We start from the raw sequence: 19,068 nt of genomic DNA on the forward strand, positions 1-19,068 counted from the left end.
GCCGACCGGCCGCACGTCCTACTCAGAATAATTGACGCATCCCTGCCCTACTTGGCAGAACGGGATATGCGCTCCAAGAAAACCAAGTTCATTTTCGTGACGGGCGGAGTGGTCAGCTCCCTCGGCAAGGGCCTCGCTTCGGCATCCATCGGCGCCCTGCTCGAGAACCGTGGGCTCGCCGTCACGCTGCTCAAGCTGGACCCGTACATCAACGTGGACCCGGGCACGATGAGCCCGTTCCAGCACGGCGAGGTCTTCGTCACGGAGGATGGTGGCGAGACGGACATGGACCTGGGCCACTACGAGCGGTTCACCAACGCTCGGATGAGCCGGCTCAACAACTTCACGTCGGGCCGCATCTACCACGCGGTCATCATGAAGGAGCGCCGCGGCGAGTACCTAGGCAAGACGGTGCAGGTGATTCCGCACATCACCGATGAAATCAAGGCGAGCGTCCGTCAGGCGGCCCAGGACGCGGACGTGGTGATTGTCGAGGTCGGTGGCACGGTGGGCGACATCGAGTCGCTGCCGTTCCTCGAGGCCATCCGGCAGATGCGCTACGACGTGGGCAGCCAGAACGCCGTCTACGTGCACCTGACGCTCCTGCCGTACATCGGCGCGGCGGGCGAGGTGAAGACCAAGCCCACGCAGCACTCGGTGATGAAGCTGCGGGAGATTGGCATCCAGCCCGACTTCCTCGTGTGTCGCACGGACCGCGAGGTGTCTCGGGAGATCAAGGACAAGATCGCCATGTTCTGCAACGTGGACACGGGCAACGTGTTCACCTCGCCGGACGTGCGCAGCATCTACGAGCTGCCGCTGGAGCTGCACCGCCAGGGTCTGGATGACCGGCTCGCGGAGGTGCTCAACATCTGGAGCCGCGCGCCGCACCTGGAGCGCTGGGAGAACATCATCCGCAAGGTGTACGAGCCCGCGCGCGGCCAGGTCCAGGTCGCCATCGTCGGCAAGTACGTGAACCTGACGGAGAGCTACAAGAGCCTCAACGAGGCGCTGCTGCACGGCGGCATCGCCAACGACGTGAAGGTGAACCTGCACTTCGTGGACAGCCAGGACGTGGAGGCGCAAGGCCCGGAGAAGCTCCTGGCGGGCGTGGACGCCATCCTCGTGCCCGGCGGCTTCGGCGTGCGTGGCACCGAGGGCAAAATCGCCGCGGTCCGCTACGCGCGGGAAAAGAAAATCCCCTTCTTCGGCATCTGCCTGGGCCTGCAGATGGCCGTCGTGGAGTTCAGCCGCAGCGTGCTGGGCCTCCCCGCGGCCAACAGCCTGGAGTTCAACGAGCACACCCCGCACCCCGTCGTGACGCTCATGGAGAGCCAGGTCACGGTGCAGGACAAGGGCGGCACCATGCGTCTGGGCAGCTACGCCTGCGCGCTCAAGCCCGGCTCACGGGCACACCAGCTGTATGGCCAGGACACCATCCAGGAGCGTCATCGCCACCGCTTCGAGGTGAACAACGCCTACCGGGGCCGGCTTCAGGAGGCGGGACTCGTCATCTCCGGGCATAATCCGGAGCTGAACCTCGTGGAGATGATTGAATTGTCGGACCACCCGTACTTCGTCGGCTGCCAGTTCCATCCCGAGTTCAAGAGCAAGCCCTTTGCTCCTCACCCTCTTTTCTCCGGCTTCATCAAGGCGGCGCTCGAGCAGCGTGACGCCACGGCCGGTCAGGTGCGCGCATGAGCGCCAGCAGCCTCCCCATCAACCTGTGTGGTTACAAGGTCGGCCCCGGGCAGAAGCTCTTCGTCATCGCCGGCCCGGACAGCATCGAGTCCGAGGAGATGGCGCTGAAACATGCTCACTTGCTCAAGGGCATCACCAGCCGACTGGGCGTGCCCTACGCGTTCAAGTGCTCCTACGACAAGGCCAACCGGACAAGCGGGAAGTCCTTCCGAGGTCCTGGCCTCCGGGAAGGGCTGCGTATTCTAGCGCGTATCAGGGATGAAGTGGGCGTCCCGGTCCTCACGGACGTCCATGAAACCAGCCACGTAGGTCCTGCCTCGGAAGTTGTGGATATCATCCAGATACCGGCGTTCCTGTGCCGGCAGACAGACTTGGTGGAGGCCGTGGCTCGCACGGGGAAGGGCGTGAACTTGAAGAAGGGACAGTTCGTAGCCCCCAGGGACATCGTCCACTCGGCGCGCAAGGCGTTCGAGTCGGGCAACCCCAACGTGCTCGTCACGGAGCGGGGGTCCACGTTCGGCTACAACAACCTGGTGGTGGACATGCGAGGGCTCGCCCACATGCGCGAGGCGGGCCTGGCCGTGTGCTTCGACGCCACGCATTCCGTGCAGCAGCCCAGCTCCGGCGACGGAGTGACGGGGGGCGAGCGCAGGTTCGTCTCACTGCTCGCCCATGCCGCCGCGGCGGCCGGGATTGATGCATTGTTCACGGAAGTCCATGAGGACCCTGATCGTGCCCTGTGTGACGGTCCGTGCTCCCTCAATCCACAGATGTTCGAGGACGTGGTACGAAATGTGCTGAACATCCGCCGGGTGTTGGGACACGAGCCCGGTTGATGGACACGACGAGGGGAGGAGCCGAGCGAGTCATGTCGACGGAAGCACCTTCCAAGCCTGGAAAGGAAGAGCTGACGTCTCGCGCGGCACGCGTGCGGCTGCTTGTCTTCGACGTGGACGGGGTGCTCACCGACGGCGGCCTGTATTACGGCGACGGCGGGGAGCTCATGAAGCGCTTCGATGTGAAGGATGGCCACGCCCTGGTCATGGCCCGGTTGTCGGGCCTGCCCGCCGCCATCCTCACCGCCCGCACCTCAGGAATCGTGGAGGCTCGCGGGAGGGAGCTCGGGCTGGCGGCTGTGTTTCAAGGCCGCCGCGACAAGGGTGCCGCACTGGACGAGCTGCTCCAGCAACTGGCCGTTCCCCTGGAGGCGTGTGCCTACATGGGTGACGACCACAATGACCTGGCCCCTCTTTCGAGGGTGGGCTTGTCCGCGTGTCCCGCGGATGCTGTTCCCGAGGTGCGTCAGGAGGTTCACTTCATCACCCAGAGTCCGGGCGGCCGTGGCGCCGCCCGAGAGCTCGTCGAGCTGTGCCTCAAGGCCAGTGGACGGTGGGAGAACGCCGTGGGTCTGATGAGGGGGACTGATGGACGCAGTGCGCAGAGAGGTTGAAGGAAACCCCGTATTCAAGGTAGGTGGTTGATTCCATGGGCAGCGGAATGATGCAGCAAGAGGGGAGTACGGCGATGACGGACCAGCTCTACACGACGCACGACATCAGTCGCTTGCTTCAGGTGGATCCGTCCACGGTGAGCAAGTGGATTGACCGGGGCATCCTGATGGCTTTCAGGACGCCGGGCGGTCACCGCCGGGTGCGGTCGGCGGACCTGCGCACGTTCCTCATCACCCACCAGATGCCGGTGCCGGAGGAGTTGGGCAGCGGCACGGTGCGCCTGTTGGTGGTGGACGACGAGCGCGCGGTGCTGGACGCCATCAAGCGCGCGTTCAAGCCGTTCGCGGCGCAGGTGGAGTTGCAGACGACGACCAGTGGCGTGGAGGCGCTGCTGCTGGTGTCCGAGCAGAAGCCGCACGGCATGATCATCGACCTCAACATGCCGGACATCGATGGCCTGGAGGTGTGCCGTCGTATTCGTCAGCGCAAGCAGATGGAGGGCGTGCGTCTCATCACGATGACGTCCGTGCACACCGCCGATGTGGTGGAGCAGTCGAAGCAGGCCGGCGCGCTCGCGTGCCTCGCCAAGCCGCTGGATGTACAGCAGGTGCTGGAGCTGTTCCGCGTGCCCATCTCGCTCAGCGCCAAGCGCTGAAGCGCGGAGGGCTTCCGCCACCCCCTCGCGGAAGCCCTCGACAGGGGTGAAGTCAGCAGGAAGCCGCGCCGTTTTCGGCGGACAGCGGCCTCCCAGGAGGGGTGTGCGCGCGGTTCAGCTCTGGACCTTGACCTCGATGACTCGGGGCTTGGACTCCTCGCGCCGAGGCAGCGTCAGCGTCAGCACGCCTTGCTCGTAGCGCGCCTCCACCTGGGTGGCGTCCACGGTCTCCGGAAGGGAGAACGAGCGCGTGAAGCTGCCCTGGCCGCGCTCCTGACGACGCACGCTGACGCCTTCGGCGAGCGGCTGCGCCTTGCGTTCGGCCTTCACGGTGAGCACGTCGCGCTCCACCGTCACCTGGATGTCCTTCACGTCCACGCCAGGGATGTCGAGGTGCAACGTGACGCCGGCCTCGGACTCGAGGATGTCGGCCGCGGGAGCGCGCTCGGTGCTCCGCGCGGACTGACGGAACAAGCCCGGCTGCCCCAGCTCACGGAAGAGCGCGTCGAAGTCGCGCATCAGGGGGTTCACCACCACGGCGGAGTTGAACGGGTTTCGGCTTTGCATGGTCTTCTCCTGTGCGTGCCACCCTGGGCAGGGTGCACGGTGTGTGAATCACAGACGTTGTCGTAGTCGGCGGTCGCCTCGGGGGCCCCATCGGGGCTCCACTCCAGCGCCGCCTCACAAGACTCAAGAGAACCATGCTCCGGGACGTGTCAAGCAACGCCCCCGGCCCCGCCGCGCCCGTCCCCACAAGCCCGCCTGCCTGCCCTCCTGCGCACCGGGAAGGCGCCTTCCAGGACGGGTACCGCGGCGTCAGTCGTCCTCGCGGCCCAGGGACACGGAGACGGCTTCCTCGTCACGGGCGACGTGCACCGTCCAGGGACGGCAGCACACGGGGCAGTCCTCGATGTAGTGCTCCGCGCTGGCGCCGATGGGGTCCACGTCGACCTCTACCTCCTCGCCGCAGTAGGGGCACTGCTGGATGGCGGTTTCCGCGAAGGGCTGCATGGTGGTGCCTCCTCGCCCTCGAAGCGGGCGATTGCGTCGCGGACTGAGCGTCCGCGCATTCAGACGGTAGACTCCCGAGCCATGGCTTCTCCTTCCCGCAATCGTATTGGTGACATCCTCGTCAAGGCCCGCGTCATCGACGACCTCCAGCTGCGCAGCGCCATGGCCACCCTGGACCAGTGGGGCGGGCGGCTGTCGCGCGTGGTGGCGGACCTGGGGCTGGCCAGCGAGGACATCGTCACCGAGGCCATCTGCCAGGGCCTGGGGATGCAGCGGGTGCAGTTGGGCAACATCAGCCGCGACGCGAGCGCGCTGGCGCGCGTGGAGGTGGGCCTGGCCGAGCAGAAGGCGGTCTTCCCCGTGTCGCTCAAGGACAACGGCAAGACGCTGGTGCTGGCGATGGCGGACCCCACGGACCTGGCCACGCTGGACCAGGTGGCGGCCCGCAGCCGCGCTCGCGTGGTGCCCATGGTGGCGGGCGAGCGCGAAATCGAGCACGCCATCCTGCGGCACTACCGGAACCAGGAGCCGGTGGCGAGCAGCCGCTTCGCGCCGTCGCGCAGCCAGTCCGCCAACACGCCCTCCACCGTCGACGAGGAGCAGCAGGAGGAGGACGAGTTCAAGGTCGTCGACATGAGCGGCAACACGGTGGTGAAGCGAATCGCCGACATCGTCCCGCCGGGCTCTCCCGCCACCGCGCCCGCGCCCCGTGCCGCGGACAAGCCCGCACCGCCCGTGGCCAATGGCTCCTCCAGCGCGGCGGACATCCTGGATGAAATCCTGGCCGGCGGCGTCCCGGCCTCCGAGTGGACGGACGAGGACCTGCAGCGCCTGCAGACGCTCCAGCAGAACCAGGAGAAGAGCTCCAAGATTCTGCGCGCCCTGCTGGAGCTGCTGCTGGAGAAGGGCAAGCTGCAGCAGCGGGAGCTGGCCGCGAAGATGCGGCTGTAGTCGTCAGCCGGCTTCCTCGAGCTCGCGACCGGTGAGCCCCAAGAGGTAGAGGATGGCGTCCAGGCCGCCTGCGGAGATGGAGGTATCAGCCGCCTCGCGCAGCCGGGGCTTGGCGCGGAAGGCGATGCCCAGCCCCGCGCGCTCCAGCATCAGCAAGTCATTGGCGCCATCGCCCACCGCGATGACCTGCTCGAGCAGGATGCCCTCCTCTTTCGCCAGCTGCTCCAGCAGCTCCGCCTTCCGGAGCGCGTTGACGATGGGCCCCACGGTGCGCCCGGTGAGCTTCCCGCCCTCCTCCTCCAGCACGTTGGAGAAGGCATGGTCGATGCCCAGGCGCGCCTTGAGCGCCTCGGCGGCCACGGAGAAGCCTCCGCTGATGACCGCGGTGCGGTAGCCCAGGCGCCGCAGCACGCGCACCAGCGTCTGTGCGCCCTCCGTCAGCGGCAGGTTCGCCGCGAGCTGGTGCAGCACGGCCACGTCCAGCCCCGCCAGCAGCGCCACGCGCTGGCGCAGCGACTCGTCGTAGTCCATCTCCCCGTGCATGGCGCGCTCGGTGATGCGCGACACCTGCTCGCCCACGCCGTGCGCGCGCGCCAGTTCGTCGATGACCTCGATGCGGATGAGCGTGGAGTCCATGTCCATCACCACCATCCTCTTGCTGCGGCGAAACAGGCTCTCGCGCTGCAGCGCCACGTCGAAGGTGTTGTCGCGCATGGACAGCGCCAGCAGGGAGCGCTTCAGCGCCTCCGGCTCCACGGAGTCAGGCAGGGTGACGTGCAGCTCCACCGAGCCCAGGTGCGTGTGCGTCAGCCGGACGATGCGCTCCAGGTTCGCGCCCTGCCCCGCCAGGTGCGAGGACAACGCATGCAGCTCGCGGGCGCCCAGCGCGCGGCCCACCGCCGTGACGACGTAGCGCGCGGGCGCGGACTTCGCGGGGGCGCTCGCGTCCGGCGATTCCACCGCCTGGAAGTCCAGGTCCACGCCCAGCTCCCGGGCGGCGAAGAGCAGCGCGCTGGGGATGCCATGCGCGTCGGGCAGGCGCACCAGCAGGCAGAGCGTGAGGCGGCCCTGCACCACCACCTGCTCCACGTCGAGCAGCTCCGCGCCCGCCTCCGCGAGCAGGCCGGTGAGGCGGGCGGTGATGCCAGGGTGGTCCTTGCCCGTGACGGTGACGAGCACGCAGCCGGAAGAAGTCGGGGTCATGTCCCCCGGACGATGCCACGACCGCGCGCGGGCGGGGCGGGCCTCATGCGGCCCGCGCCCACCGGTGAATCACGGCTGCGGCGCGTCCGAGGAGAGGACGAGGTCGCCCCGGACGAGGAACTCCTTGTCCGGGAAGGCCTTGTAGAAGTCCTCGAGCATCGCATCCACGTCCGGGTAGCGCTGCTCGCGCTTGTCCTGGGTGGCCTTGTCGAAGAGCTGGTCCAGACCGCTGGGCGCCTCGGGGTTCACCTCCGAGGGCAGGGGCGAGCGGCGGCCGGGAATCTGCCCGGTGAGCATCTCGTAGAGCAGGATGCCCAGCCCGTAGACGTCCGCGGACGGGCCCGGCTCCTTGGCGCCCCGGTTCATCAGCTCCGGGGCCATGTAGGGCATTCCGCCGGTGCCCACGAAGACCTGGGGCATGCCCTTGGTGGAGTCCACCTCCACCACGCGGCCCAGGCCGAAGTCGGCGAGCTTCGCGTTGCCGTACGCGTCGAAGAGGACGTTCTCCGGCTTGAGGTTGTGGTGCGTCAGGCCCGTGGCGTGCGCGGCGCGCAGGCCGTAGGCCATCTGCAGGAAGGTGCGCAGCGCGAAGGGCACCGGCACGCCGCTGCCACCGCCCGCCTCCAGCCGCTCCTTCAGGCTGCCGTTCATCAACTCCAGCACGAAGTAGGGCCGGCTCGCGTCCACGTTCTGATCCACCACCTGGACGATGCCGGGGTGGCGCACCTGGGCCTGCGCGCACAGCTCCTTCTTCAGCCGCTTGAGCACCTCCCCACGCTGCAGGAAGGAGAAGTAGCCGAAGATGTCCTTGAGCTCCTTCAGGCAGATGTCCAGCCCGAGCGCCGTGAAGCGACCCTTGAAGACGGTGCCCAGGGGGCCCGTGCCAATGGGGTCGAACTTCTGGTAGCGCAGGTCCAGCTCGGTGCCCTTGGAAGCGACGGGCGCGGCGGCGACAGGAGTGGCGGCGGGAGGGGGCATGGAGGAAACGGACGACGCAGGAGGAGCGAAGGGCAGCGGCGCGGGAGCGACGGGAGCGGGGCCGATGGACGTCTCCCGGCGAGGCTCGGGGACCGCGGGGGTGATGAGCGCCACGGGCGAAGGCGAGCCGACGGACGACGGCACCTGCGCCGCCCCCGGCGGGGGCGTCAACTCCAGCGCGGGCATGGCCGAGCGCGCGGCCCGCATGGGCGCCATGGACGGAGGCGAGGGAGGCGGCGCGATTTGCGTGGCCCCGGTGGGCACCACCTCCGCCTCGTCCAGCAGCAGCTCTGGCGGGGGCGGCGGCAGCTGCATGGGCTCCTCGGTGCCCTGGGCCACCGGCGGCTCGTCCTCGGCGGAGGCGAGCTGCTCGGCGAAGAACTCGCCCACCTCCGTGGAGAACTTGTCCCCAAGTTCCCCGCCCGCCACGCGCTCACCCTGGTCGGTGAGCTTGAGCTGGGCCTCGCGGTCCATGGCGATGTAGTGGAACTTGCGCAGGAAGAAGAAGTAGTTGTCGAACTCGAGCGAGACGGACGGTTCGAGAGCGGCCTTCACATCGGCCAGCTTGTTCGAGCGTCCAAGTCGGCCGTTCTCCCTCAGGTTGCGGAGGATGAACAGCGCCTCGCCACTGACGGCGTCGCGGTTGATGGCGGCCTTCGGCATGGGTGGGCGACTCTACGACGTCCCCCCGTCCTCACTCAACGTGGGACTGCCAGAACCCGGGGGACGGCTACTTGATGCGCAAGAGCTGCTTCACCGTCTCCAGCACCTCGACGAACTTCACCGGCTTGCGCAGGTAGATGTCGACGCCGAGCTGCAGGGCGCGGTCCTGGGCTTCCTTGCCGCCCGCGGAGATGGCGATGACGGGGATGGCCCGGAGCGCTTCTTCCTCGCGGATGCGCTCCACCAGGGCGAAGCCGTCCATCACCGGCATGTACAGGTCCGTCATCACAAGGCTGAAGCGGCCCTCGCGCAGCATCAGGAGCGCGTGGTGACCGTCCGGCGCGAAGTGGACCTCCAGGGGCACCTTCCCGTGCAGCTCCCCGCTGGCCAGCTTCTTCAGGACGTAGCTGTACATCTCGATGATGTGCGGGTTGTCCTCGACGATGAGCACACGGTACCCCTCGTGCTCGCCGGTGGACTCCTGGCTGTCTGGACCTGCCGCACTCAAGATGTCACCCAGTCTCCGCCGGTCTTCTGCGCGCTCCACTCGGACGCCGACACCTCCGGGCTGATCGAAGCTCGCCGGCCTGACCCAGGCCACGATGCCGCTGACTTCTACCGGATCCAGCAGTCCCGGGAAAGAAAGTGCGAGCCGGACATCCTCCCCCAATGTGAAGGCCTGCTCGGTCTGCACGAAGAGCCCCGCATGGGACAGGTTCTCCGTGACGTCACGCGCATGGCGTCCGTCCGCGTACTCCACCTTCAGCACGGCCGGGATCCGGGGGTGCTGGCGCTTGTTCTCTGGGCCCGGGGTCATAACAAGGGGTTGAAATCGCTCGGCAATTTGCTGATGGCGGCCCAGTGTACCGTCGAGGGTTTATGTTGACAACGCGGCCATGGGAGCAATACGTAGCCCCCCGCCATGGCGGAGCCCCTGTTCACTCCTGAAGAGCAGAAGAAGTTCGACGCGGGTATCGCGGAGATCATCTCCCACTACCCCCCTGATCGCAAAAGCGCGGGCATGCTCCCGGCGCTGCGCGTGCTCCAGGAGATCAAGGGCTGGTTGCCGCCCGAGGGACTGCGGCTGGTCGCCAAGAGCCTGGAAGTCACGCCGGAGCGCGCCTACGAGGTCGCCAGCTTCTACGTGATGTACCACCTGAAGAAGCCGGGCAAGTACGTCATCGACGTCTGCACGAACCTGTCCTGCTCGCTCTGGGGAGCGGAGAAGATGCTCGCCTACCTGGAGGAGAAGCTCGGCCTCAAGGCAGGTGAAGCCAACGAGAAGTTCACCTTGCGCGAGACCGAGTGCCTGGCCTCCTGCGGCACCGCACCGTGCCTGCAGATCAACGAGGATCATCACGAGAGCCTCACCCGCGCCAAGCTGGACGCCATCCTGGCCAAGCTGAGCTGAGCCCACCCCTTTTACTCCGGTAGGACGTCATCACATGACCGCTACGGCAAAGACGATCGACCCGATCATCTCGGCGGCCTGGGGCAAGCCGCAGTCCTGGACCCTGGACAGCTACAAGAAGCGCGGTGGCTACGAGGGCCTCAAGAAGGCGCTGGAGATGCAGCCGGCGGCCATCATCGACGAGGTGAAGAAGTCCAACCTCCGAGGGCGCGGCGGCGCCGGCTTCCCCACGGGCCTGAAGTGGAGCTTCGTCCCCAAGGACAGCCCCAAGCCCAAGTACCTGGCCGTCAACGGCGACGAGTCCGAGCCGGGCACCTTCAAGGACCGCTACATCCTGGAAGATGACCCGCACATGATGCTGGAGGGCATCGCCATCGCGTCGTACGCGCTGGGCGTGCACACCTGCTACGTGTACCTGCGCGGCGAGTTCAAGTTCCCCGCGGAGCGCTGCCAGGCGGCCATCGACGAGGCCTACAAGGCGGGCATCTTCGGCAAGAAGATGCTGGGCAAGGACTTCGAGCTCAACTGCTACCTGGTCCGTGGCGCTGGCGCCTACATCTGCGGTGAGGAGACGGCCCTCCTGGAGAGCCTGGAAGGCAAGAAGGGCTGGCCGCGCTTGAAGCCCCCCTTCCCCGCGGTGGTCGGCCTGTTCGGCAGCCCCACGGTGGTGAACAACGTGGAGACGCTCGCCAGCGTGCCGCACGTCTTCACGGGGGGCTCGGACTGGTACGCGAAGCTGGGCACGGACAAGTCGGGCGGCACGCGCCTGGTCTGCCTGTCGGGCTCCGTGAACCGCCCCGGCGTCTACGAAGTGTCCATGTTCACCACGCTCGCGGAGCTCATCTACGACGACAAGTTCGGCCGGGGCATGCCGGCGGGTCGCAAGGTGAAGGCCGTGATTCCGGGCGGGTCCTCGGCGCCGGTGCTGGGCGCGGACGAGCTGGACGTGGCGATGGAGTTCGAGGCCCTCAAGGTCAAGCAGACCATGGCGGGCTCCGGCGGCGTCATCGTCATGGACGACTCCACCTGCATGGTGCGCAGCCTGTGGCGCGTGGCGCGCTTCTACGCGGAGGAGTCCTGCGGCCAGTGCACGCCGTGCCGCGAGGGCACGCCGTGGCAGACGCGGCTTCTGCGCAAGATTGAAGAGGGCCGCGGCGAGCCGGGCGACATCGAGATGCTGTCCAACGTGGCGTCCTCGATTGCCCCCTACCCGCCCATCGGCCTGGGCAACACCATCTGCGCGCTGGGTGACGCGGCGGCGCTGCCCACGCACTCGTTCCTGATGCGGTACAAGGACGAGTTCGAGGCCCACATCCGCGAGCACCGCTGCCCGTTCGGCGACAAGCCCTGGGGTTCGTTCGGAGACTGGTCTTGAACATCGAGCTCATCCTCTTCGGGGCGTTCGCGCTCCTGACGCTGCTGTCGGCCGGGACGGTCATCTTCGCGCGGAGCCCCATCAACTCCGCCATGGCCCTGGTCTCCACCTTCTTCTTCCTGGCGGGCCTGTACATCCTGCTCTGGGCGCACACGGTGGCGGTGCTCCAGGTGCTCGTCTACGCGGGCGCCATCATGGTGCTCTTCCTCTTCGTCATCATGCTGCTCAACCTGGGGGAGTCCCCCACGCGGGGCCGGCCCACGCTGGCGCGAATCGTGGGTGGCGCCTCCACGGTGGGCCTGCTGGTGGTGCTGGGCATCGCCCTGTCGAAGCTGCCTTCCGGGCCGCCGCCCTCGCTGGGACTGGAGGGGCAGGCGACCTTCGGCACCATGGCGACCCTGGGTCAGGTCATCTTCACCCAGTGGCTGCTTCCCTTCGAAGCGGTGAGCTTGCTGCTGCTGGTGGCCATGGTGGGCGCCGTGGTGGTGGCCAAGTCGCGAATCTGATCGCTGCCGACTCCCCCCAACTTTCTGTGCTAGATGGCGGCGCAGGTCGTCGCCCGCGAGGCCCCGAATCGGCCCATGGTCCCCATCTCCTACTATCTCCTGCTTGCCGCCGCCCTGTTCTGCATGGGCATGTTTGGCGTGATGGTGCGCCGCAACGCGCTGGTCATCTTCATGTGCGTGGAGCTGATGCTCAACGCCGCGAACCTGACCTTCCTCGCGTTCGCCCGAATGCACGGAGACAGCGTTGGCCATGTCTCCGCCTTCTTCGTCATCGCCGTCGCGGCGGCGGAAGCGGCCATTGGCCTCGCCATCGTCATCGCCGTCTTCCGGAGCCGAGGCAGCGTCCTGGTGGAAGACATCCGGACCATGAAGCACTGACGGACCCGCCAGGAGCCCTGTCATGACCCTCTCGCAATTCCTGACGACGGCGCCCGTCGCTCCCGACGTGATGGCGCCCTCCCTGTGGCTCATCATCGCCCTGCCGCTGCTCGGCGCGTTCATCTGCGGCGTGTTCGGCAAGATGCTGGGCCGGGCCAACGTGAACCTGGTCGCCTGCTCGGCGGTGGGCGGCGCGTTCGTGCTCAGCGTGCTGGCCTTCTGGGCCACCAGCGCCACGGACCCGGAGACCCGCAGGCTCCTGTCCTTCCTCGTGAACCCGTTCGGCAACGAGCGCGACTACGTGCGCTACGCCCTGGCGCACGACTACGGCACCTGGTTCGCCGTGGGCGACTTCCGGGTGAACTTCGGGCTGATGGTGGACCACCTGTCGGGCACCCTGCTGCTGGTCATCACCGGCGTCGGGTTCCTCATCCACCTGTACTCCACCAGCTACATGGAGCACGACGAGTCCTACTGGCGGTACTTCGCGTACCTGAACCTGTTCGTCGCGGCGATGCTGACGCTGGTGCTGGCCGACAACCTGGTCCTGCTCTTCGTGGGCTGGGAAGGCGTGGGCATGGCCAGCTACCTGCTCATCGGCTTCTGGTACACGGACCCGGCCAAGGCGTGGGCGGGCCGCAAGGCGTTCGTCACCAACCGCATCGGTGACTTCGCGTTCCTCATCGCCACGTTCCTGATGGTGCTCCTGGTGGGCGCCTTCAACAAGCAGGCCGACGAGCGCGACTACACGGTGGCGGGCAGCAGCAGCCAGCGCTACGCGTCCGCGCTCCAGGACAAGGGCCCCGTCACCTTCCTGGGCCTGCAGAAGATGGCCGAGGCGCTGCCCGAGGGCGGCGGCAAGGTGACGCTGTCCACCCCCATCGCCGCGGGCCCGTTGGAGGGCTACACGTTCGGCGGGGTGATGACGGCGGCGATGCTGCTGTTCCTGCTGGGAGCCGCGGGCAAGAGCGCGCAGCTGCCCCTCTACGTCTGGCTGCCGGACGCGATGGCGGGCCCGACGCCCGTCTCCGCCCTCATCCACGCGGCGACGATGGTCACCGCCGGCATCTACCTGTTCAGCCGCATGTCCGCGCTGCTGGTGCTCAGCCCCACGGCCATGGCCACGGTGGCCATCATCGGCGCGCTGACCTCGCTGCTCGCGGCGCTCATCGCCTTCGCGCAGGACGACATCAAGAAGGTGCTCGCCTACTCCACGGTGTCCCAGCTGGGCATCATGTTCATGGGCGTGGGCATGGGCGTGTTCTGGGCGGCGGTGCTCCACCTCGTCACGCACGCGTTCTTCAAGGCCTGCCTCTTCCTGGGCGCCGGCAGCGTGATGCACGGCAACGGGGACGAGACGGACATCAAGAAGCTGGGTGGCCTGCGCCACGAGATGAAGTGGACGTGGGGCACGTTCTTCGTCGCCACGCTGGCCATCACCGGCATCATCCCGCTGTCCGGCTTCTTCTCGAAGGACGCCATCTTCCACGGCGTGCACCACAACCACCTGGAAGGGCTGCACTGGGTGTCCAGCGTCGTCTACTACCTGGGCCTGCTCATCGCCGCCTGCACCGCGTTCTACATGACGCGCGTGTACCTGCTGACCTTCGAGGGTCAGCGCTCCAAGGAGGCGAAGCTGGCGCACGCTCACGAGAGCGCGTGGCAGATGACGCTGCCCCTGGTGGTGCTGGCGGTGCTCAGCGTGGTGTCCGCGGTGTACGCGTGGCCGCTGATGAAGGCGCCGGGCGACGGCCGGCCCCAGCCGGTGTTCGAGAACTTCCTGAGCCCGGTGTTCGCGGCGATGAACCGCATCGTGGCGTCGGGCAAGACGGTGGAACTGGACACCAGCGTCCCCGCCATGGGCGACTACGTCTTCGCGTGGCTCGTCGCCGTCTCTGGCGGCGCGCTGGCGGGCTTCCTCTACCTGCGCTTCTTCCCGGCGCGCGTGGGCCAGCCGGTTCCCGCGTTCGCCCGGGCGGTGCGCCGCACGGCGCAGAACAAGTTCTACGTGGATGAGCTGTACGAGCTGGCCATCATCCGGCCGGTGAAGTTCATGAGCTTCATCCTCTTCCGCGTGGTGGACGCGCTCCTCATCGACACCGTGGCGGTCCGCGGCACGGCGTGGGTGACGGCGCGAGTGGGCAGCGCGCTGCGCTACGTCCAGTCGGGCGACGCCCAGGCCTACGCCGCAGTGATGGCCCTCGCCCTGCTGGGCGGAGTCGCCTACGCCCTCATCCAGGTGCTGCAATGAGCTTCTTCGACACCCACCTGCTCAACCTCGTCGTCTTCCTGCCCCTCATCTTCGCGGTGCTGGTGTTGATGCTGCCGGCGGGCGAGTCGGGACAGATTCGCACCGTCACGCTCATCGCCATGCTGGTGGACCTCGTGTTCGGCGTGTGGGCGTACATGCGCTTCGAGCCGGGCGGCCCGGAGTTCCAGCTCGAGTACCGGGTGTCCTGGTTCAAGGAGTTCGGGCTCAGCTACCACCTGGGCGTGGATGGCCTGGCGGTGAGCCTGCTGCTCCTCACGGTGTTCCTGGGCCCGCTGGTGGTGATGGCCTCCACCACGTACATCAGTCACCGCATCAAGGAGTTCCACCTGGCGCTGCTGGTGCTCCAGACGACGATGCTGGGCGCGCTGGTGTCGCTGGACGTGCTGCTCTTCTACATCTTCTTCGAGGCCATGCTCATCCCCATGTACCTCCTGGTGGGTGTGTGGGGCGCCGAGGACCGCCAGATGGCGGCGGTGAAGTTCTTCCTCTACACGCTGGTCGGCTCGCTGCTGATGCTGGTGGCGCTCATCGCCGTGTACTTCATCAGCTCGCCCGCGGGCGCGCGCTCGTTCGACTACTCCACGATGTACAACGGCCTGCTGGACGCGAACCGGCAGCTGTCCGCCTGTAACGCGGGACCCCCCGGAGCGTGTGACTCGCTCACGGGACTGGCCGCGACGCTGCACACCTATGGCCCGTGGCTCTTCGCCGCCTTCGCGCTGGCGTTCGCCATCAAGGTGCCCATGTGGCCGGTGCACACGTGGTTGCCGGACGCGCACGTGCAGGCGCCCGTGGCCGGCTCCATGATTCTGGCTGGCGTCATGCTGAAGATGGGCACGTTCGGCTTCTGGCGGTACGCGATTCCGTTCTTCCCGGTGGCCGCGCAGAACGCCCGGCCCTTCCTGGCGACGCTGGCCGTCATCGGCATCGTGTACGGCGCGCTGATGTGTCTGGCGCAGCGGGACATCAAGAAGCTGATTGCCTACTCGTCCGTGAGCCACCTGGGCTACTGCATGCTGGGCATCTTCGCCCTGACGGCGGAGGGCGCCACGGGCAGCGCGTACCAGATGCTCAACCACGGCATCTCCACGGGCGCGCTGTTCCTCCTGTTCGGCTTCCTCTACGAGCGGCGCCACACGCGACTGATGGCGGACTTCGGCGGCATCGCCAAGGTCATGCCGGTGTTCACGGTGGCCTTCGTCATCATCACCTTCTCGTCGGTGGCGGTGCCGGGCACCAACGGCTTCATCGGTGAGTTCCTCGTCCTGATGGGCACGTTCAAGTCGGACCTGGGCGCGGCCGCCGGCAACCCGCACCTGACGATGGTGTTCGGCGCGTTCGCCACCCTGGGCGTCATCCTGGGCGCCGCGTACATGCTGTGGATGGTGCAGAAGGTGTTCTTCGGCGGCCTCACGCACCGCGAGAACCAGCACCTGACCGACATGAACCTGCGGGAGATGCTCACGGTGCTGCCCTTCATCATCCTCGTCGGAGTGATGGGCCTGATGCCGCAGCCGTTCCTCGACCGCATCGAGCCGTCCACTGGCCGCTTCCTCGCCCGCGCTCGCGTGGGCACCCCGGGAGCCACCGTGCAGGAGGACCAGGTGCGCGTGGAAGTGATGGCGCTGCCGGCCCACCCCACCGTGGCTGCTCCGAGCGCCCCCACCCCGCTCGCCGCCCGGGCTGTCCCCTCGTCTCGGCCGTAAGCCGCCTGAGCCCACGACATGATCCTGCCCAATCTCACCCTGGCAGACTTCCTCCCGCTGATTCCCGCCATCATCCTGGTGGTGGGAGCCTGCATCCTGCTCCTGTCGGAGGTGTTCCTCAGCGCCACCGCGTCGCGCTCCTACCAGGCCGTGCTCACCGTGGTGGCGGCGGTGGCGGCGGGCGCCGTGGCCGTGGCCTCCATGTTCGAGCCGGCGCACGAGGCGTTCCTCGGCTTCGGCGTGCTGGACCCCTTCTCCAGCTTCCTCACCTTCGTGGTGTGCGTGGGCCTGGGCCTGGCGGCGCTGAGCTCGGTGAGCTTCCTGCGCAAGCGCGGGGCTGAGCGCGGTGAGTTCTACGCGCTGATGCTCTTCGCCGCGGCGGGCATGAGCCTGCTGGCGATGTCCAACGAGCTCATCACCCTCTTCGTCAACCTGGAGGTCCTCTCCATCGCGACCTACGCGCTCACGTCGTACCTGCGACGTGGCACGCGGCCGAGCGAGGCGGGCTTCAAGTACTTCATCCTCGGCGCGTTCTCCTCCGCGGTGCTGCTGTACGGCGCGGCGCTCCTGTACGGCGCCACCGGCACCACGAAGCTGACGGCCATGGTGGGCCCGCTGTCCGGCGCGCTCGCCACCCAGCCGGCGCTGGTCTACGCGGGCCTCATCCTCCTGGGCTCCGGCTTCGCCTTCAAGGTCGCCGCGGTGCCCTTCCACATGTGGACGCCGGACGTGTACGAGGGTGCCCCCACCCCCGTCACCGCGCTGATGAGCGCGGGCGTGAAGGCCGCGGCCTTCGCGGCGCTGGTGCGCGTGTTCCTCACGCTGGGCAAGGGAATCGACCCGCACCTGCCGCTGGTGCTGTTCTCCACCCTCGCCTTCCTCACCATGGTGGTGGGCAACCTGCTGGCGATTCCGCAGCGCAACGTGAAGCGCATGCTGGCGTACTCGTCCATCGCCCACGCCGGATACCTCCTGGTGGGCGTGGCGGCCTTGTTCGTCACCGCGCCGGGCGAGCAGTTCCGCCTGCTCGGCCCGTCCGAGCTGACGGGTGGCTCGCCGGTGGAGCTGGCCCGCTCGCAGGCGCTGCGCGGCATCCTCTTCTATCTGCTCGCCTACACCTTCAGCGCCGTGGGTGCCTTCACCCTGGTGTCCGTGCTGGAGCGCCGCGAGGACGAGGAGAAGGGAACCGCGTGGGACCTGGAGCGGTTCAGCGGGCTGGCGCAGCGCCGTCCGGGCTGGGCCGTGGCCATGGCCACCTTCATGCTGTCGCTGGGCGGGATTCCTCCCACCATCGGCTTCATGAGCAAGCTGCTCATCTTCCAGAGCGCGGTGGACTCGGGCCTCATCGGCCTGGCCATCGTCGGCGTGCTCGCCAGCGCGGCGGGCGCCTACTACTACCTGCGCGTGGTGGTCTACATGTTCATGCGGCCCGTGCCCGAGGGCGCCCAGCCGCTCGAGCGGAGCTGGTCCACGGAGCTGGCGCTGGTCCTCTCCACCGCCGCCGTGGTGGTGTTCGGTATCCTCCCCGGCCCCATCACCGCGTGGCTGGAGCAGGCCAGCAGCATCTTCGGCCAGTAGCCCTCGCGGGGCTGCCTGCCCCGTGGTTGTTCCCACGCCCGCCCCGGCCTCGTGCTCGGGCGGGCGTCGTCTTTTCCGGGGCCCGCGACGAAGCGCGCGCTACGGCTCCGGAAGCGCTCCACGCAGCTCGAAGGTCTCCAGGCTCACGGCGGCTCCCGCGTCGCGCAGGAGTCGCTCCAGTGGCGCGTCATCCGTCACCACCACGCCCATCGACTCGCGAGAGGCCCCCAACAGCGAGAAGGCGCCCTCCAGCAGCGCCCGCGCATGAGGCAGTGAGGCCGCGAAGAAGGGAAACAACACCGCGCCACCCGAGCGCACGTCCATCATCCCGAGCGGCGCCTCCTCCACACCATCCTCGCGCGCCAGCCGCAGCAGTCGGTGCGAGGCCAGCGTCGCGTAGCGCGCCAGCTTGCCCGGCATCATCCCGAAGGCCCCCGTCAGCGGCGCCCAGTCACCTGCCTCCAGGGGCACCACCACCAGCCCGCCAGGCACGGGCGGAAGCGCGGCCACCTGGGCTCGCGTCACCTTCAGGTTGATGCCCTGGCGCGCGCGCCTCATGCCCAGCGAGGTGTACAGCCCCAGGGCCGCGACGTTGTCCCGCTTCACGTTGAGGGCCCAGCTCCGACAGCCCTGCTCCCGGAAGCGCTCCGCCACCCGCTCCATCAACCAGCGCCCCAACCCCCGCCGACGCGCGGAGGGCGCCACCACCAACTGCCCCACGTAGCCCAGCTCTCCCAGCGCGTCCGTCGACGTGTACCCCTCCACCCCACCCGGCCCGTCCACCAGCAGGGTGCGGGGGGCCACCTCATGGGCCCACATGGAGGCGGACGGAGGTGGTTCGTCCACCCCCAGCTCCGCGAACAACCTCACGTAGGTTTCGTAGTCAGAGGCCCGGCCAGGCCTCAGGGCCCACGCACTCGGCTGCCGTCGCGCTTCCACCGCCATCAGGCATTCCTCCGCAGAAGGATGGAGCGAACACCGACGCGGGCGGATTTCAACGGCCAACAGCACAAAAGAAGGCGGCCCGACACTCCACAGGGGAGGGTCGGGCCGCGGGTCTTCTGAAGGTGACTCACCGGAAGTGCTGAAGGGGTGGGGGGGAACCGCCTTCAGCCTCGCTTCGATGTGTCCCGCGTGGAGCTATAGCAGTCGTCGTGCCAAGAGTCGTTTTGAGACAAACTCCAGTTTTCTCAGGCACTTAGAGGTCCACCCGACACTGGCCAACCTCG

18 protein-coding genes are annotated in these 19,068 nt (G+C 67.8%); 12 read left to right on the forward strand and 6 right to left on the reverse strand.

The window, feature by feature from the left end:
- Window positions 1-66: 66 nt before the first annotated feature.
- The 4 genes from HUA76_RS00795 to HUA76_RS00810 are packed head-to-tail and all read left to right on the forward strand — an operon-like array spanning window position 67 to window position 3,807.
- Window positions 67-1,701 carry a CTP synthase gene (locus HUA76_RS00795; protein ID WP_141643147.1) on the forward strand — a complete coding sequence of 545 codons (1,635 nt, stop codon included), beginning with the start codon at window positions 67-69 and terminating at the stop codon, window positions 1,699-1,701.
- The gene (kdsA, locus tag HUA76_RS00800; RefSeq protein ID WP_141643148.1) at window positions 1,698-2,537 is read left to right on the forward strand and encodes a 3-deoxy-8-phosphooctulonate synthase; all 840 of its coding nucleotides are present in this window, start codon (window positions 1,698-1,700) and stop codon (window positions 2,535-2,537) included. Before HUA76_RS00795 ends, kdsA begins: the two co-directional genes overlap by 4 nt.
- A 32-nt stretch (window positions 2,538-2,569) precedes the next feature.
- Window positions 2,570-3,151 carry an HAD family hydrolase gene (locus HUA76_RS00805; protein ID WP_141643149.1) on the forward strand — a complete coding sequence of 194 codons (582 nt, stop codon included), beginning with the start codon at window positions 2,570-2,572 and terminating at the stop codon, window positions 3,149-3,151.
- A 35-nt stretch (window positions 3,152-3,186) separates the two neighbouring features.
- Entirely contained in the window at window positions 3,187-3,807 is a 621-nt protein-coding gene (locus tag HUA76_RS00810; protein ID WP_015346747.1) for a response regulator, read from the forward strand.
- A 114-nt stretch (window positions 3,808-3,921) separates the two neighbouring features.
- Here HUA76_RS00810 and HUA76_RS00815 read toward each other — a convergent pair whose 3' ends face one another.
- Together HUA76_RS00815 and HUA76_RS00820 are read right to left on the reverse strand one after the other, a co-directional pair.
- Window positions 3,922-4,374 (reverse strand): Hsp20/alpha crystallin family protein, encoded by a 453-nt coding sequence (locus HUA76_RS00815; protein ID WP_141643150.1) that lies wholly within the window; start codon window positions 4,372-4,374, stop codon window positions 3,922-3,924.
- 249 nt (window positions 4,375-4,623) lie between these two features.
- Window positions 4,624-4,818, reverse strand: a complete 195-nt coding sequence (locus HUA76_RS00820; protein ID WP_141643151.1) for a CPXCG motif-containing cysteine-rich protein — start codon at window positions 4,816-4,818, stop codon at window positions 4,624-4,626.
- 81 nt (window positions 4,819-4,899) lie between these two features.
- On the opposite strand from HUA76_RS00820, the gene HUA76_RS00825 reads away from it, so the two are divergent.
- Entirely contained in the window at window positions 4,900-5,769 is an 870-nt protein-coding gene (locus tag HUA76_RS00825) for a general secretion pathway protein GspE (RefSeq protein ID WP_141643152.1), read from the forward strand.
- A gap of 3 nt (window positions 5,770-5,772) precedes the next feature.
- On the opposite strand, the gene serB is transcribed toward HUA76_RS00825, so the two are convergent.
- From serB to HUA76_RS00840, 3 genes are all read right to left on the reverse strand, one after another.
- On the reverse strand, window positions 5,773-6,972 hold the full coding sequence (serB, locus tag HUA76_RS00830) for a phosphoserine phosphatase SerB (protein ID WP_174454582.1): 1,200 nt from the start codon (window positions 6,970-6,972) through the stop codon (window positions 5,773-5,775).
- A 69-nt stretch (window positions 6,973-7,041) separates the two neighbouring features.
- The gene (locus HUA76_RS00835) at window positions 7,042-8,613 is read right to left on the reverse strand and encodes a serine/threonine-protein kinase (RefSeq protein ID WP_174454581.1); all 1,572 of its coding nucleotides are present in this window, start codon (window positions 8,611-8,613) and stop codon (window positions 7,042-7,044) included.
- Between the two features lie 67 nt (window positions 8,614-8,680).
- Window positions 8,681-9,430 (reverse strand): TIGR02266 family protein, encoded by a 750-nt coding sequence (locus HUA76_RS00840; RefSeq protein WP_141643155.1) that lies wholly within the window; start codon window positions 9,428-9,430, stop codon window positions 8,681-8,683.
- A gap of 105 nt (window positions 9,431-9,535) precedes the next feature.
- Between HUA76_RS00840 and nuoE the strand changes: the two genes are divergently transcribed.
- The 7 genes from nuoE (at window position 9,536) to HUA76_RS00875 (ending at window position 17,839) form a co-directional block, all read left to right on the forward strand.
- The gene (nuoE, locus tag HUA76_RS00845) at window positions 9,536-10,024 is read left to right on the forward strand and encodes an NAD(P)H-dependent oxidoreductase subunit E (protein WP_141643156.1); all 489 of its coding nucleotides are present in this window, start codon (window positions 9,536-9,538) and stop codon (window positions 10,022-10,024) included.
- 34 nt (window positions 10,025-10,058) lie between these two features.
- A complete protein-coding gene (gene nuoF / locus HUA76_RS00850; protein ID WP_141643157.1) occupies window positions 10,059-11,399 on the forward strand; it encodes an NADH-quinone oxidoreductase subunit NuoF in 1,341 nt (446 codons plus the stop codon).
- The gene (locus tag HUA76_RS00855; RefSeq protein ID WP_141643158.1) at window positions 11,396-11,905 is read left to right on the forward strand and encodes an NADH-quinone oxidoreductase subunit J; all 510 of its coding nucleotides are present in this window, start codon (window positions 11,396-11,398) and stop codon (window positions 11,903-11,905) included. The genes nuoF and HUA76_RS00855 overlap by 4 nt, the downstream gene beginning before the upstream one ends.
- A gap of 75 nt (window positions 11,906-11,980) precedes the next feature.
- On the forward strand, window positions 11,981-12,283 hold the full coding sequence (gene nuoK / locus HUA76_RS00860) for an NADH-quinone oxidoreductase subunit NuoK (RefSeq protein WP_141643162.1): 303 nt from the start codon (window positions 11,981-11,983) through the stop codon (window positions 12,281-12,283).
- A 22-nt stretch (window positions 12,284-12,305) separates the two neighbouring features.
- Window positions 12,306-14,534 (forward strand): NADH-quinone oxidoreductase subunit L, encoded by a 2,229-nt coding sequence (gene nuoL, locus HUA76_RS00865; RefSeq protein ID WP_141643159.1) that lies wholly within the window; start codon window positions 12,306-12,308, stop codon window positions 14,532-14,534.
- Entirely contained in the window at window positions 14,531-16,261 is a 1,731-nt protein-coding gene (locus HUA76_RS00870) for a NuoM family protein (RefSeq protein ID WP_174459727.1), read from the forward strand. Before nuoL ends, HUA76_RS00870 begins: the two co-directional genes overlap by 4 nt.
- Window positions 16,262-16,279: 18 nt before the next feature.
- Window positions 16,280-17,839, forward strand: coding sequence for an NADH-quinone oxidoreductase subunit N (locus HUA76_RS00875; RefSeq protein ID WP_141648587.1), 1,560 nt, complete (start codon window positions 16,280-16,282; stop codon window positions 17,837-17,839).
- 99 nt (window positions 17,840-17,938) lie between these two features.
- Here the strand turns inward: HUA76_RS00875 and HUA76_RS00880 are convergent, their stop codons facing one another.
- Window positions 17,939-18,784, reverse strand: a complete 846-nt coding sequence (locus HUA76_RS00880) for a GNAT family N-acetyltransferase (protein WP_174459728.1) — start codon at window positions 18,782-18,784, stop codon at window positions 17,939-17,941.
- Between the last annotated feature and the right edge of the window lie 284 nt (window positions 18,785-19,068).

The organism is Myxococcus sp. CA056, assembly GCF_013336715.1.
GTDB lineage: Bacteria > Myxococcota > Myxococcia > Myxococcales > Myxococcaceae > Myxococcus > Myxococcus llanfairpwllgwyngyllgogerychwyrndrobwllllantysiliogogogochensis.